General features: G+C 56.1%; 11 protein-coding genes. 3 read left to right on the top strand and 8 right to left on the bottom strand.

From position 1 onward, the window contains the following. The first annotated feature begins 71 nt into the window (after positions 1–71). Positions 72–1,349, top strand: a complete 1,278-nt coding sequence (gene csiE, locus AWR26_RS06770) for a stationary phase inducible protein CsiE (RefSeq protein WP_064564501.1) — start codon at positions 72–74, stop codon at positions 1,347–1,349. On the opposite strand, the gene AWR26_RS06765 is transcribed toward csiE, so the two are convergent. After that, positions 1,346–2,497, bottom strand: a complete 1,152-nt coding sequence (locus tag AWR26_RS06765; RefSeq protein WP_064564499.1) for a 3-phenylpropionate MFS transporter — start codon at positions 2,495–2,497, stop codon at positions 1,346–1,348. The genes csiE and AWR26_RS06765 overlap by 4 nt on opposite strands. A gap of 89 nt (positions 2,498–2,586) precedes the next feature. Then, entirely contained in the window at positions 2,587–2,859 is a 273-nt protein-coding gene (rcnR, locus tag AWR26_RS06760) for a Ni(II)/Co(II)-binding transcriptional repressor RcnR (RefSeq protein ID WP_007370795.1), read from the bottom strand. 141 nt (positions 2,860–3,000) lie between these two features. Between rcnR and AWR26_RS06755 the strand changes: the two genes are divergently transcribed. Next, positions 3,001–3,897 (top strand): nickel/cobalt efflux protein RcnA, encoded by an 897-nt coding sequence (locus tag AWR26_RS06755; RefSeq protein ID WP_064564497.1) that lies wholly within the window; start codon positions 3,001–3,003, stop codon positions 3,895–3,897. Between the two features lie 71 nt (positions 3,898–3,968). On the opposite strand, the gene glyA is transcribed toward AWR26_RS06755, so the two are convergent. After that, a complete protein-coding gene (gene glyA, locus AWR26_RS06750) occupies positions 3,969–5,222 on the bottom strand; it encodes a serine hydroxymethyltransferase (protein ID WP_043952673.1) in 1,254 nt (417 codons plus the stop codon). A gap of 312 nt (positions 5,223–5,534) precedes the next feature. Between glyA and hmpA the strand changes: the two genes are divergently transcribed. Then, positions 5,535–6,719 carry an NO-inducible flavohemoprotein gene (gene hmpA, locus AWR26_RS06745; protein ID WP_064564495.1) on the top strand — a complete coding sequence of 395 codons (1,185 nt, stop codon included), beginning with the start codon at positions 5,535–5,537 and terminating at the stop codon, positions 6,717–6,719. A 38-nt stretch (positions 6,720–6,757) separates the two neighbouring features. On the opposite strand, the gene glnB is transcribed toward hmpA, so the two are convergent. From glnB to purL, 5 genes are all read right to left on the bottom strand, one after another. Beyond that, the gene (glnB, locus tag AWR26_RS06740; protein ID WP_002438074.1) at positions 6,758–7,096 is read right to left on the bottom strand and encodes a nitrogen regulatory protein P-II; all 339 of its coding nucleotides are present in this window, start codon (positions 7,094–7,096) and stop codon (positions 6,758–6,760) included. 74 nt (positions 7,097–7,170) lie between these two features. Next, complete coding sequence (gene glrR, locus AWR26_RS06735; RefSeq protein WP_007370790.1) at positions 7,171–8,508, bottom strand: two-component system response regulator GlrR; 1,338 nt, start codon at positions 8,506–8,508, stop codon at positions 7,171–7,173. Then, a complete protein-coding gene (qseG, locus tag AWR26_RS06730) occupies positions 8,505–9,242 on the bottom strand; it encodes a two-component system QseEF-associated lipoprotein QseG (protein ID WP_064564494.1) in 738 nt (245 codons plus the stop codon). The genes glrR and qseG overlap by 4 nt, the downstream gene beginning before the upstream one ends. Further along, positions 9,242–10,675, bottom strand: coding sequence for a two component system sensor histidine kinase QseE/GlrK (qseE, locus tag AWR26_RS06725; protein WP_071892623.1), 1,434 nt, complete (start codon positions 10,673–10,675; stop codon positions 9,242–9,244). Before qseE ends, qseG begins: the two co-directional genes overlap by 1 nt. Before the next feature lie 534 nt (positions 10,676–11,209). Further along, positions 11,210–15,097, bottom strand: a complete 3,888-nt coding sequence (purL, locus tag AWR26_RS06720; protein WP_064564491.1) for a phosphoribosylformylglycinamidine synthase — start codon at positions 15,095–15,097, stop codon at positions 11,210–11,212. Positions 15,098–15,212: the final 115 nt, after the last annotated feature.

The raw sequence follows: 15,212 nt of genomic DNA, 5'->3' as shown, positions 1-15,212 counted from the left end.
CACCGCGGCTTCGCTATCGCTGAGCATACCTTTAACTACGCTTATCAAACACCCTAACTGGAATCTGACAGATGACTATTGTAATGACACCGCCATCTGCGCTCTCCAGTCCGCAGCGCCGCTGCCAGGTGCTGTTGATGCTCGCCCTGCCGGGGCAAAGCGTCAGCCTGGAACATATCAGCGCCATGAATGGCGTTGATGATGCCGCAGCCCGGCAGGATATTGACGAGACCAACAGTGAAATCCAGCGTTACCACCGGATTTCCATTGTGCGCCAACACAACGGCAGTTATCGGATTGAAGGCGCTCCCCTCGACCAGCGCTTATGCCTGCTGCACTGGCTGCGTCGCGCGCTGCGGCTGTGCCCGCAATTTATCACGCAACAGTTTACTCCGTTGTTAAAAACGGCGCTTAAACAACAGGGCATTGCCCGAACCCTGTATGACGACACCAATCTGCGCGCCTTAATTAACCTCTGCGCCCGTCGTTTACAGCGCTCGATTGAGTGCCGGGATATGGAGTTTCTCTGTCTCTACTTGCAGTATTGTCTGTTGCTAAACCATCACGGACAGACGCCGGAATTTACCCCCGTGCAGCAAACCTGGGCGCAAATGCGCGCCGAATACCTGGTCGCTCACGATATTGTGCGCCACTGGCAGCGCCGGGTAGCGGCGGTGCCACAGGAAAATGAGCACCTGTTTCTGTCGCTGCTCTTTATGCTGGTGCGCACGCCCGATCCGCTTCGCGACCAGCATCAACAGGATCGCCGTCTGCAACAGGCGATTGCCCGGATGATTGCCCGTTTTCACCAGCTTGCCGGGTTACATTTTAGCGATGAGCAAGGCTTAACCGCGCAGCTTTATATTCATCTGGCGCAGGCGCTGGATCGCTGTCTGTTTGGCATCGGCATTGATAACAGCCTGCCGGAAGAGATCCATCGCCTCTATCCACGTCTAATGCGCACTACGCGTGAGGCATTACAGGAACTGGAAGAGGAATACGCGCTACGCTTTAGCGATGAAGAAGCGGGACTGGTCGCGGTGATTTTCGGCGCCTGGCTGATGCAGGCGACCGATTTGCATGAGAAGCAAGTGGTGTTGCTTACCGGCGATGACACGGCGCGCGAGCAGCAGATTGAGCAACAGCTACGCGAGTTAACGCTGCTGCCGCTGACCATCAACTACCTGCCGCTGGAGGAGTTTCGCAATGTGGGCGCACCAAAGGATGTGTCGTTAGTCATCACCCCTTACACCACACCGCTGCCGCTCTTTTCCCCGCCGCTCATTCATGCCGTCGAGGCGCTGAGTTCGCAGCAACAACAGCATATTCGCACCATGCTGGAAGGTTAGCTGGCAACCGGCTGCTGGGCGACCACTTGCGGTCGCAGGAACAGCGCCGGGATTGCCAGCAGCGCCATCACGAAAAACAACCCCTGATGCAGATATTCGAACAGGAAGCCGGCAAACATGGTCATTACGGCAATACTGCCGCCCATCGCCACGGCGGAATAAATCGCCTGTAGACGGATCACTTCGCTGCCCTTACGGGCGGAGATATAACGCATCCCGGCGAGATGGCAAACGGTAAAGGTTCCGCAGTGCAGGATTTGTGCGGCAATCAGCCACGGTAACTCGGTGGTCCAGCCCATCAAACTCCAGCGCACCAGCCCGCAGACGGCGGAAAGCAGCAGCAGATCGCGGGCGCTGAAGCGACGGAAAAGCCGGTTGCTGAGGGCGAAGATCACCACTTCAGCCACCACGCCTAACGACCAAAGGTAACCCACCGTCGAGGCGGAATAACCGGCCGATTGCCAGTAAATCGCGCTGAAACCGTAGTAGGCGGCATGCGCCCCCTGCAACAGCGACACACATGCGAGAAAACGCCAGTTTTGCACAAACAGCGCACGCCAGGCTGACCAGCCAGCACCGTCCTGATGGCGGCTTTCGCCCTGCGGCAAAATGGACGGGCGCAGCAGCATCCCCAGCAGCATTGAAGCGGCACCCAGCGTCAACATCGCCAGAATCGCCCGATAATCATAGAGGCTCACCAGCTTACCGGTTAGCGCCGAGCCAATCACAAAGGCGATCGATCCCCATAACCGGACCCGGCCATAATCCATCGGAAACTGTTTTTGCCAGGTGCCCGCCAGTGCGTCGGTGAGCGGTACTAACGGTGAGAAAAAGAGGTTGAAACCGACAATGATCACCGCCAGCCACGCAACATGGCTGCCAGCATAAAACGCCAGCGCAAACAGCAGCGTTGCCAGCGCGAGCACGCGCAGTGCGGTGATTAAACGGGAAGGATCACTCACGCGCGGCGCAATCAGCAGGCTCCCGAGGAAACGAGCCACCAGACCTGCGCCAAGCAGCATGCCAATGATTTCCGGCGTCAGGCCAACGCCTTTGAGCCAGACGCTCCAGAAGGGTAAGAAAATGCCGTAGCTAAAAAAGTAGGTGAAGTAAGCGAGCGCCAGCCAGCGCGTGGACTGCAAGACCATGATTTCCTCCTGAATGGTGGCGATAGTCTGGAGGCAAATGGCAAGGCTTGCAAGTAACAATCAGATAACACGCGCGCTCGCGCAAGGTATCAACGGATATAGGAATCGAGTACGCTGAGCACCACGTCGAGATCGGCCTCGCGCTTGATTTCATCGTTTTCGTGGACAATATGATCCGTCAAATGGCCTTTGATCACTTCGCGCATCAAGCCGTTCACTGCACCACGAATGGCGGCAATTTGCTGTAAGACCTGCGAGCATTCATGGGGCTCGTCGAGCATTTTTTTCAGCGCCGCTACCTGCCCTTCAATTTTGCTGGCCCGCGCTTTCAGCTTTCGTTTATCCCGGATGGTATGCGACATACAGCCCTCAACTCATTCATACGTAACTGCGTCAGCATACCACGCATTAACTGGGGGGGAGTTTATTTCTACTGGGGGATAGTATTTTTTACTGGGGGGGAGTAGATTAAAGCGCACAAAATGTTATCAAGAATTATTCTCATGAATGACTTCACCACCCTTTTTCAGCAAGGGAATGCCTGGTTTTTTATCCCCAGCGCGATACTGCTCGGCGCGTTGCACGGCCTGGAACCGGGCCACTCAAAGACGATGATGGCGGCCTTTATCATCGCTATCAAAGGCACCGTCAAACAGGCGGTGATGCTGGGGCTGGCAGCCACGCTGTCGCACACTGCTGTCGTCTGGCTGATTGCGCTGGGCGGCATGTATCTCAGCAGCAAATTCACGGCGCAATCTGTAGAACCCTGGCTGCAAATGGTTTCTGCGGTGATCATCATCGGTACCGCAGCATGGATGTTTTTACGCACCTGGCAGGGTGAGCACGCCTGGAAAAAGGGCCATCACCACGACCACGATCATCACCACCATCATTCTCACGATCATCACCATTATCATGAGCATTCGCATCACAGCCGCGGGCTGATCTTCCAGCCTGTTCAGGCCGTCAGTCTGGCGAAACCGGCCATTCTGTCGATGCGTAAGGTGGTGAAAGAAGAGGAGTATCAGGATGCGCACGAACGGGCGCATGCCAGAGATATTGAGCGTCGCTTTAACGGGACGGAAGTGACCAATGGTCAGATCCTGTTGTTTGGTCTGACTGGCGGGCTGATCCCCTGCCCGGCGGCGATCACCATTCTGCTGATCTGTATTCAGCTCAAAGCGCTAACGCTGGGCGCTACGCTGGTAATCTGCTTCAGTATCGGCCTTGCGCTGACGCTGGTCGCGGTCGGCGTCGGCGCTGCCTTTAGCGTACAGCAGGCGGCGAAACGCTGGTCCGGCTTCAACACGATCGCCCGTAAAGCCCCTTACTTCTCCAGCGCGCTGATTGCGCTGGTCGGAATGTATATGGGCATTCACGGTTACGCCAGCTTGCACTAATGCGCCTTTGCCAGCCGACAGGCGTAAAAAAAGGCCGCTCAATGCGGCCTTTTTGCTTTCAGATCTAATGGTTACGCGTAAACCGGGAAGCGTGCGCAGATATCCAGCACTTTCTGTTTGGTGCGCTCAATAACCGCTTCGTCATTGATGCTGTCCAGCACGTCACACATCCAGCCAGCCAGCTCTTTCACTTCCGCTTCTTTGAAACCGCGACGGGTAACTGCCGGGCTGCCGATACGGATACCGGAGGTGACGAACGGGCTCTTCGGATCGTTCGGCACGCTGTTTTTGTTAACCGTGATGTTTGCACGGCCCAGCGCGGCGTCTGCTTCTTTACCGGTCAGGTTTTTGTCTACCAGATCCAGCAGGAACAGGTGGTTGTCCGTACCGCCAGAAACCACTTTGTAGCCGCGGCTCAGGAACACTTCAACCATCGCTTTGGCATTTTTCGCGACCTGCTGCTGGTAGGTTTTGAACTCTGGCTCCATCGCTTCTTTCAGCGCCACCGCTTTACCGGCGATCACATGCATCAGCGGGCCGCCCTGGCCGCCAGGGAAGACGGCGGAGTTCAGTTTTTTGTACAGCTCTTCGCTACCGCCTTTCGCCAGGATCAGGCCGCCGCGCGGACCCGCCAGGGTTTTGTGCGTGGTGGTGGTCACAACGTGCGCATGCGGAACCGGGTTCGGATAAACGCCTGCGGCGACCAGGCCAGCAACGTGCGCCATATCGACGAACAGGTAAGCGCCGATGCTGTCGGCGATTTCACGCATTTTCGCCCAGTCAACCACGCCGGAGTAAGCAGAAAAGCCGCCGATGATCATTTTCGGTTTGTGCTTCTGCGCTTGTTCATTCAGATCGTTGTAATCGATATGGCCAGTTTCATCGATGCCGTAAGGTACGATGTTATACAGCTTACCGGAGAAGTTCACCGGAGAGCCGTGAGTCAGGTGACCGCCGTGCGCCAGGTTCATACCCAGCACAGTGTCGCCCGGCTCCAGCAGAGAGGTGTAAACCGCAAAGTTCGCCTGCGAACCGGAGTGCGGCTGCACGTTAGCGTAATCGGCGCCAAACAGCTCTTTTGCGCGATCGATCGCCAGCTGCTCAACGATATCCACATATTCGCAACCGCCGTAGTAGCGCTTGCCCGGATAGCCTTCAGCATATTTGTTCGTCAGCTGAGAACCCTGAGCCTGCATCACGCGCGGGCTGGTGTAGTTTTCGGAGGCGATCAGTTCAATGTGCTCTTCCTGACGTACTTTTTCTTGCTCCATAGCCTGCCATAATTCGGCATCATAATCGGCAATGTTCATTTCACGCTTTAACATCCGCATCTCCTGACTCAGCTAACAAAACAACTCTTTTCGAAGGCCCAATTTGGGGAACGGCTCACAGTATAACTGATTAATAACCCGATAACAGGTCTTGACAAAGGTTTTTACGCAAACGTTTGGCTCCGCACCAGACAAGGGTTTGAGCGATAACGCCATCCGGTGAGAAAACGGATTTCTTTTCAGGTTTGTGATGCAAGTTATTCACGTTCAAATCCCTTTACATTGTCGGCTCTTTACAAGCCCGTGCGCTGCGCTATAAGATGCATTTAAAATACAACTTTAAAAGTTAACCAAAAAGGAAGCACCATGCTCGACGCCCAAACCATCGCAACGGTAAAAGCCACCCTTCCCTTGTTGGCCGCAACCGGCCCCAAACTGACCGCCCATTTTTATGACCGTATGTTTACGCATAATCCGGAGCTGAAAGAGATCTTCAATATGAGCAATCAGCGCAACGGCGATCAGCGTGAAGCGCTGTTCAATGCCATTGCCGCGTATGCCAGCAATATTGATAATCTCGCCGCCCTGCTGCCTGCGGTGGAAAAAATCGCCCAGAAACACACCAGCTTCCAGATCCAGCCGGAGCAGTACGACATCGTTGGTGCGCATCTGCTGGCGACGCTGGATGAGATGTTCAGCCCGGGCCAGGAAGTACTGGATGCATGGGGAAAAGCCTACGGCGTGCTGGCGGGCGTCTTTATCAATCGCGAAGCACAAATCTACAGCGAGCACGCCGAAAAAACCGGCGGCTGGCAAGGCACTCGCGCTTTCCGTCTGCGTGAGAAAATCCCGCAGAGCGCGTTGATCACCAGTTTTGAATTTGAACCTGTCGATGGTCTGCCGGTGGCGGATTATCAGCCGGGGCAATATCTCGGCATCTGGCTGAAGCCGGAAGGTTTTGCCCACCAGGAGATTCGTCAGTACTCGCTGACCCGCCAGCCGAATGGCAAAACGTACCGCATTGCCGTGAAACGCGAAGCGGGCGGTCAGGTTTCGGAATGGCTGCACGACGAAGCCAAACCGGGCGATATCGTCCATCTGGCCGCGCCTGCCGGGGATTTCTTTATGGCTATTCCGGCCACTACGCCGGTAACGCTGATTTCTGCCGGTGTCGGCCAGACGCCGATGCTGGCGATGCTGGATCATCTGGCCCAAACGCAGCATCGTGCGCAGGTTAACTGGTTCCACGCTGCGCTTGATGGTCAGGTTCATGCTTTTGCTGAGGAAGTCAGCCAGCTTGGCGCTTCACTCAATAGCTTCTACCAGCATGTCTGGTATCAGCAGCCGCAGGCGGCCGATCGCGGTCGTTTTCACAGTGAAGGGTTAATGGATTTAACCGCGCTGGAAGGGAAATTCAGCGACCCGGCGATGGAATTTTATCTGTGCGGCCCGGTCGGATTTATGCAGTTTGCCGCCCAACAGCTTGTGTCGCTCGGCATTGCCAAAGAGAAGATTCACTACGAATGCTTTGGCCCGCATAAAGTGTTATAAGTCAGTTTCCCTCACCCTGCGGGGTGAGGGGAAAAACATCAAATCGCGGCGTCGTCTTCTTCGCCCGTACGGATGCGCACCACGCGCGCCACATCAAAGACAAAGATTTTACCGTCACCGATTTTGCCGGTTTGCGCCGTGCGGATAATGGTATCCACACAAGTATCGACGATATCGTCAGTCACCACGATTTCAATTTTCACTTTTGGTAGAAAGTCCACCATATACTCGGCGCCGCGATAAAGCTCGGTGTGGCCTTTCTGACGACCAAAACCTTTCACTTCGGTCACCGTCATCCCGGTGATGCCGACTTCCGCCAGCGCTTCGCGCACATCATCCAGTTTGAAAGGTTTAATAATCGCATCAATTTTTTTCATGGTCTTTCCTTACACGCTTTTACCAGTCTGCTGCATCGTAATCGGTTGCTCACAGTAGCATAATCATTTCGCCATTACTCTTTAAAGTCATTGGCGTCCAGCTCATGCCGGGAGAGCAATTTGTAGAACTCGGTGCGGTTGCGCCCCGCCATACGGGCAGCATGCGTCACATTGCCTTTGGTGATTTGCAGCAGCTTGCGCAGATAGTTGAGTTCAAACTGGTTGCGCGCTTCAACAAAGGTCGGCAGCGCGGTGTTTTCGCCTTCCAGCGCCTGCTCGACCAGCGCGTCGCTGATTACCGGCGATGAGGTCAGCGCCACGCACTGCTCAATCACGTTCACCAACTGGCGCACGTTACCAGGCCAGGAAGCGGTCATTAAGCGCTTCATGGCATCGGTAGAAAAGGCGCGCACAAAGGGTTTATGCCGATCCGCAGCCTGGCGCAGCAGGTGATTAGCCAGCAGAGGAATATCTTCCGCACGCTCGGCCAGCGCTGGCAGCTTGAGGCTCACCACATTCAGACGATAGTAGAGATCTTCGCGGAATTCACCGCGCGCCATCGCTTTCGGCAAATCACGGTGCGTCGCCGAAATAATGCGCACATTAATATCGATATCGCGGTTACTGCCGAGTGGACGTACTTTGCGCTCCTGTAACACACGCAACAGCTTGACCTGCAACGGGATCGGCATATCGCCAATCTCATCAAGAAACAGCGTGCCGCCTTCTGCGGCCTGGAACAGACCTTCACGGCTGCTGACCGCGCCGGTAAAGGCGCCGCGCGCGTGACCAAACAGCTCCGACTCCAGCAATTGCTCCGGCAGTGCGCCACAGTTAATGGCGATAAACGCGCTTTTGCTGCGCGGGCTGGCATTGTGGATCGCCTGCGCCAGTACCTCTTTGCCGGTTCCGCTCTGGCCGTTAATCAGCACGCTCACATCCGATTGCGCCACCATACGCGCCTGCTCAAGCAGACGCAGCATTAGCGGGCTACGGGTGACAATGGTTTCGTGCCACCGATCGTCGCTGGCGGAACCGCTATGTTCCAGCGCATCATCGATGGCTTTATACAGCGCATCTTTATCCACCGGCTTGGTCAGGAAACTGAAAACGCCCTGCTGGGTGGCGGCCACGGCATCAGGGATCGAACCGTGCGCCGTCAGGATAATCACTGGCATTCCCGGCTGCACGCGCTGGATCTCAGCAAAAAGCTGCATGCCATCCATCTCATCCATGCGCAAATCGCTGATCACCAGATCGACCTTTTCCCTCGCGAGAATGCGCAACCCTTCCTGTCCGCTTTCTGCGGTGACGACGCTGTAGCCTTCGCTGGTGAGGCGCAGCCCCAGCAGCTTCAGCAATCCAGGATCGTCATCCACCAACAACAAGTGGGCAGGTTTACGGCTGGTCATGGTTTCACATCCTCCTGAGTCGCATCCGTTTTCGGCGTGTGAACATTATCGGGCAGATCGGTAGCGGCAGGTTTGCTGCGCGTGGAAAGGCGGCGTTCAATATCGGTGAGAGTTTCCAGTTTGCGCGTGGTCGTTTCCAGTTGCTCGCGCAGCAACTGTTGTTGCTGACGCAGGCTGTCCAGCTCGCTGTCGGTGGATTGCTGAAGTTTACCGTAGCGGCTGCGCTCATCGGCGAGCTGCAATTTCGAGGCTTCGCCGTCGCGCCAGAGCTGGAAGATCGGACGAACCTGCGCCGGGATAACCGGGCTTAAGGCGTCCAGCTTGTCGTTATATTCCCGACGTTCCAGCGGCGAAATCTTCGCGCTGGAGAGCAAAATACCGCGTCGGAAAGTGGCCTGCCAGCTTTCATCGGACCAGGAACGCGCTTCTGCACGCGCTACCGCAGGCGCTAAACGCTGGGCGCAATCCATGCTGCGCAGCCAGTAGAGTGGGTTATTGTCAACGTCCGGTCCCGATAACGACCAGATATCCTCACAGTCCGTTGCCAGGAAATCCGCCAGTTGATGCTCAGGAAGTCTCACTTGCTGGTCGTCATGAATGGCGCTTTGCGGCTTCTGCGTCACGCAGCCCGCCAGTAACAGGCAGGGAAGCGCGCGAAGCCAGACGTTTTGCTGTGTAACCGCGTTAACCACGCGAGAAAAGAGATGCGACATACTCACCAGATATAGATTCATTAAATGGATTTTTCCGGCGTATTAAGCGGTAACTCAATACGGAAACAGACATCGGCTTTGCCGTCCGCCACCAGTTGCAGTTCACCCTGCATACGGCGGAGGCAATCTCTGGCGATACTTAACCCTAACCCGCTTCCTTTCACCGCCCCTTTCCTTTGGTGGCTTCCCTGGAAGAAAGGTTCAAAAATCATCTCTCGTTCGCTTTCGGGGATCGGCGTACCGGTATTTGCCACCTCAATACAAAGCCGATTACCGGCTGTAAAACTGCGTAGATAAATGGTACCGGATTCAGCACCATAGTGCACCGCGTTGGAGTAAAGATTATCCAGCACGCTCATCAACAGCATCGGTTCGGCCTGGCAACTTGACGCATCCAGCGCGATCTCGGTATGCATCATTTTAGCTCGCGCCGGTAAACTGTGAGCGGAGATCACCATATCAATCAGCGGCTCCAGCTCCACTTGTTCCAGTTCGACCGCGCCATCCGCCAGTTTGCGGTTGTAATCGAGCAGTTGTTCAATCAGCTTTTGTAGATTGCGGCTGCTGGCATCGAGGATCTCCACCACCTCTTTCTGCTCCGCCGTCAGCGGCCCAACCACTTCATCAGCAAGCAGTTCTGTTCCTTCGCGCATGCTGGCAAGCGGCGTTTTGAGTTCATGGGAGAGATGGCGTAAAAATTGATGACGCTGGGATTCCAGCCAGGCCAGCCTTTCACTGAGCCAGATAATACGTTCGCCCACATAACGCAGTTCACGCGGCCCTTTAAACACCACGGAATGCCCCAGAGATCGCCCTTCGCCCAGCCGGTTGATCATGCGTTCGATTCCCTTCACCGGGCCGATGATCATGCGGGTAAACAGCAACACCAGGCCAAGGCTCACCAGGAACAGCACCAGCGCCTGCCAACCGAAAAATTGTCCGCGTTCAGCGATCTCCAGTTGCAGTTGCTGACCGCGCGAGAACACCACTGCGCGAGTGGATTGCACCATATCCGTATTGGCGGCGGCAAAGGCTTCAAGCTGCGCAGAAGCCGCTGCCGACGGGCCGCTGTTTTTACACTGCAACTGGGCAAGATCGCTGAGATCCTGGCGTAACGCCTGGTAGAGTTTGTCATCCGGCAGTACGCCCGCGTGCGCATCAAGCATCTCGCTGTAGCGTTTACGCTGATTCTGGTAAACCCGCGCCAGCGTCGCATCATCCAGCACGCAATACTGGCGATAGCTGCGCTCCATTTCGAGCGCCGCATTGGTCATCGCTTCGCTGCGACGCGCATCAATCAGCGTGGTGCGGTTGGTTTGCAGCGCCTGCGCGCTGAGCGCGTTCAGGCTTTGCCACGCCTGCCAGGCCAGAACCAGCAGCGGTAATAAAATCAGCAGGAACGCCATCATGACCAGTTGGCGCAGCGAGCGGGGAAAAACAGGCCAGCGTTTCAATGCAGTACTCTCACAGAAAAAGATACCGGAATGCTAACTGATTTAGTAAATGCCAGAAACAACAAAGCCGGGCTTTAACCCGGCTCTGTTTAAAAATTAGGCGGTGCCTAACTCGACGTTTCGCCCGATATCTGATAAAGCTACGCAATGATCAGCAGTTGGACGGCAGGCACCTTTAAGTGCGTCATTCTGAGTTTATGTAGCGCGTCCCGAAGGGGCTGACATAAGAAAGTGAATGAGCCACTGCCTGTTATTATGCATGTATTATGCCAATTTATAAATCATTATTTTAATATACTGATTATAAATGAATTTTTATCACAAGGCGGTAAAGCAAAAATGTTTATCATTTCACCAACATGTCGCTAATCAGCAACACCCACTCAGCGCCGAAAATAATGCATTAATAATCAATAAATTAAGTGTCGCCTTTTAGAGACAGTAAGGAATATCTGTTGTCGGGAAATACCGACAGTTGAGCGGGCAAAAAAAAGCCCTCTTCCCGAAGGAAGAGGGCTTGTCTGCAACAGACGATTAACCCAGCTGTTTACGGGCGTTGCGGAAGATGCGCATCCACGGGCTGTCCTCGCCCCAGTTTTCCGGGTGCCAGGAGTTGGAGACCGTACGGAATACGCGCTCCGGGTGCGGCATCATGATGGTCACGCGGCCGCTTTCGCTGGTTACCGCCGTAATACCGTTCGGCGAACCGTTCGGGTTAGCCGGGTAGGTTTCCGTTACTTTGCCGAAGTTATCGACATAACGCAGCGCCACCAGCCCTTTGCTCTCAAGCTGAGCCAGATGCCCCGCGTCACGCACTTCGACACGCCCTTCACCGTGAGAAACCGCGATCGGCATTTGTGAACCGACCATGCCGGCCAGCAGCAGCGACGGGCTTTGCGTCACTTCAACCAGGCTGAAACGCGCTTCAAAGCGATCGGAGTGGTTACGCACAAAGCGCGGCCACAGTTCGCTGCCCGGGATCAGTTCACGCAGGTTAGACATCATCTGGCAGCCGTTACATACGCCCAGTGCCAGCGTCTGCGGACGATGGAAGAAGGTTTCAAACTCATCGCGTACGCGGTCGTTGAACAGAATCGACTTCGCCCAGCCTTCGCCAGCACCCAATACGTCGCCGTAAGAGAAGCCGCCGCAAGCCACCAGCGCGTGGAAGTTTTCCAGACCAATGCGCCCGGCCAGCAGATCGCTCATATGCACGTCGATAGCATCAAACCCGGCACGGTGGAAAGCTGCCGCCATTTCCACATGGGAGTTAACGCCCTGCTCGCGCAGCACCGCCACCTTCGGACGTGCGCCGGTGGCAATAAACGGCGCGGCGATATCGTCATTGATATCGAACGACAGTTTCACGTTCAGACCCGGATCGGCGTCATTGGCTTTCGCGTCATGCTCCTGATCCGCGCATTCCGGGTTGTCGCGCAAGCGCTGCATCTGCCAGGTGGTTTCTGCCCACCACATACGCAGCGTGGTACGGCTTTCGCTGAACACCGGCTGGCCGTTCGCTTCGATAACAAAACGGTCACCGGAAACGGCGCGGCCGAGATAATGAACATTGTCGCCCAGACCGTAGGCCGCCAGCACGCTTTCCACCGCCTCACGATCGGCGGCACGCACCTGAATTACCGCGCCCAGCTCTTCGTTAAACAGTGCCGCCAGACGATCGCTGCCCAGCGCCGCAATGTCGGCATTCACGCCGCAGTGGCCGGTAAAGGCCATTTCAGCCAGCGTGACCAGCAAACCACCATCGGAACGGTCGTGATAGGCCAGCAGTTTACGATCGGCAACCAGCGCCTGAATCGCATCATAGAAGCCTTTTAATTGCTCAACGTTACGCACATCCGCCGGTTTGTCGCCCAGTTGACGGTAAACCTGCGCCAGCGCCGTCGCACCCAGCGCGTTGTTGCCGTTGCCAAGATCGATCAGCAGCAGGGCGTTATCTTCCGTTGAAAGCTGCGGCGTCACCGTGTGGCGCACATCTTCCACGCGGGCAAAAGCAGTGATCACCAGCGACAGCGGCGAGGTCATCTCACGCTGCTCGCTGCCTTCCTGCCAGCGGGTTTTCATCGACATGGAGTCTTTACCCACCGGAATGGTCAGCCCCAGCGCCGGGCAAAGCTCTTCACCAACTGCTTTTACCGCCGCATACAGGCCTGCGTCTTCACCCGGGTGACCGGCTGCTGCCATCCAGTTGGCGGAGAGTTTGATACGTTTGATATCGCCAATCTGCGTTGCCGCAATATTGGTTAATGCTTCACCCACTGCCAGGCGAGCGGAAGCGGCAAAGTCCAGCAGCGCAACCGGCGCACGTTCGCCCAGCGCCATCGCTTCGCCGTAGTAGCTGTCAAGGCTGGCGGTAGTGACCGCGCAGTTAGCAACCGGTACCTGCCACGGGCCAACCATCTGATCGCGGGAAACCATGCCGGTTACCGTACGGTCGCCAATGGTGACAAGGAAGGTTTTTTCCGCCACGGTCGGCAGATGCAGCACGCGGTTTACCGCATCAGCCACAGAGATACTTTGCGTATTGAAGGCATCGCCGGTCGCCTGCCGGGTTTCTACGTCACGCGTCATTTTCGGCGTTTTACCCAGCAGCACATCCAGCGGCATATCGATCGGCTGGTTGTTAAAGTGCTTGTCATTCAGCATCAGGTGCTGCGCTTCGGTGGCTTCCCCGATCACCGCGTACGGCGCGCGTTCGCGGCGGCAAAGCTCGTCAAACAGCGCCAGTTGATCGGCGGCAACCGCCAGCACATAGCGCTCCTGCGATTCGTTACACCAGATTTCCAGCGGGCTCATGCCCGGCTCATCACTGAGGATATCGCGCAGTTCGAAACGACCGCCGCGACCGCCATCGCTCACCAGCTCCGGCATAGCGTTCGACAGACCGCCCGCGCCAACGTCATGAATAAAGAGGATCGGGTTGGCATCACCCAGCTGCCAGCAGCGGTCGATCACTTCCTGGCAACGACGCTCCATCTCCGGGTTGTCACGCTGTACGGAAGCAAAATCGAGATCCGCATCAGACTGGCCGGAGGCCATAGAAGACGCCGCGCCGCCACCGAGACCGATGTTCATCGCCGGGCCACCCAGCACGATCAGTTTCGCGCCAACGGTGATCTCGCCTTTCTGTACGTGATCCGCGCGGATGTTACCGATCCCGCCTGCCAGCATGATCGGTTTGTGGTAGCCGCGTAGCTCTTCGCCGTTGTGGCTGTTTACTTTCTCTTCATAGGTACGGAAGTAACCGTTCAGCGCCGGACGACCAAATTCGTTATTGAACGCTGCGCCGCCCAGCGGGCCGTCGGTCATAATATCCAGCGCGGTAACGATACGCTCCGGCTTACCAAAATCCTCTTCCCACGGCTGTTCAAAGCCCGGAATGCGCAGGTTGGAAACGGAGAAGCCTACCAGCCCGGCTTTCGGTTTCGCGCCGCGACCGGTCGCCCCTTCATCGCGGATTTCGCCGCCGGAACCGGTCGCCGCACCCGGCCACGGTGAAATCGCCGTCGGGTGGTTATGGGTCTCCACTTTCATCAGGATATGTGCCGGTTCCTGATGGAAATCGTAACGGCCTTCCCCGCGATCGGCGAAGAAGCGCCCCACTTCCGAACCTTCCATGACCGCCGCGTTGTCTTTGTAGGCTGACAGCACGAAGTCCGGCGTTTGCTCGAAGGTGTTTTTAATCATTTTGAACAGCGACTTCGGCTGCTGCTTACCATCAATCACCCAGTCGGCGTTGAAAATCTTGTGGCGGCAGTGCTCGGAGTTCGCCTGAGCAAACATATAGAGTTCGATGTCGTTCGGGTTACGTCCCAGACGGGTGAACGCATCCTGCAGGTAATCAATTTCGTCTTCCGCCAGCGCCAGGCCAAGACGCAGGTTCGCGTCGATCAGCGCCTGGCGGCCTTCGCCAAGCAGATCAACGCTCTGTACCGGTGCCGGTTGATGGTGTTCAAACAGACGCGCAGCGTCCGCCTGCGAGGTGAACACACTCTCCATCATGCGGTCATGCAGTTCGGCGGCAACCTCATTCCACTGGGCATCGCTCAGACCCGCCGCGTCAACGTAATACGCCACGCCACGCTCAAGGCGATTGATTTTATTCAGTCCGCAGTTGTGGGCGATATCGGTCGCTTTGGAAGACCAGGGAGAGATGGTGCCAGGACGAGGCGTGACGAGCAGCAATTTTCCGGTCGGCGTATGGCTGCCAAGGCTCGGGCCGTATTTCAGCAGGCGCTGGAGCCGTGCGTACTCTTCTTCAGTAAGGCTCTCATTCAGATCGGCAAAGTGGGCATACTCGGCATAAATATTACTGACCGGGAGGTTGGCCGCCTGAAAACGCGCCAGCAGTTTGTTGATACGGAAAGCGGACAATGCAGGCGAACCACGCAGAATTTCCATCATAAGTCTCTCGTCTTCGAAGCGTCAGGGACGCTTTAAGTGTGCACCAGGGGGGAAAACGGGCGTCATTATAGAGAATAGTGCGCGGCGACGAAACCGTTTGCGTCGAAATAAACAA

The sequence above is a fragment of the Kosakonia oryzae genome (genome assembly GCF_001658025.2).
Classification (GTDB): Bacteria; Pseudomonadota; Gammaproteobacteria; order Enterobacterales; family Enterobacteriaceae; genus Kosakonia; species Kosakonia oryzae.
This window is presented reverse-complemented; position numbering and strand designations above follow the sequence as displayed.

Excerpts from the sequence above, each read along its gene's own strand:
- csiE (WP_064564501.1), top strand. The coding sequence starts at position 72 with ATGACTATTGTAATGACACCGCCATCTGCGCTCTCCAGTCCGCAGCGC.
- AWR26_RS06765 (WP_064564499.1), bottom strand. The coding sequence starts at position 2,497 with ATGGTCTTGCAGTCCACGCGCTGGCTGGCGCTCGCTTACTTCACCTAC.
- rcnR (WP_007370795.1), bottom strand. The coding sequence starts at position 2,859 with ATGTCGCATACCATCCGGGATAAACGAAAGCTGAAAGCGCGGGCCAGC.
- AWR26_RS06755 (WP_064564497.1), top strand. The coding sequence starts at position 3,001 with ATGAATGACTTCACCACCCTTTTTCAGCAAGGGAATGCCTGGTTTTTT.
- glyA (WP_043952673.1), bottom strand. The coding sequence starts at position 5,222 with ATGTTAAAGCGTGAAATGAACATTGCCGATTATGATGCCGAATTATGG.
- hmpA (WP_064564495.1), top strand. The coding sequence starts at position 5,535 with ATGCTCGACGCCCAAACCATCGCAACGGTAAAAGCCACCCTTCCCTTG.
- glnB (WP_002438074.1), bottom strand. The coding sequence starts at position 7,096 with ATGAAAAAAATTGATGCGATTATTAAACCTTTCAAACTGGATGATGTG.
- glrR (WP_007370790.1), bottom strand. The coding sequence starts at position 8,508 with ATGACCAGCCGTAAACCTGCCCACTTGTTGTTGGTGGATGACGATCCT.
- qseG (WP_064564494.1), bottom strand. The coding sequence starts at position 9,242 with ATGAATCTATATCTGGTGAGTATGTCGCATCTCTTTTCTCGCGTGGTT.
- purL (WP_064564491.1), bottom strand. The coding sequence starts at position 15,097 with ATGATGGAAATTCTGCGTGGTTCGCCTGCATTGTCCGCTTTCCGTATC.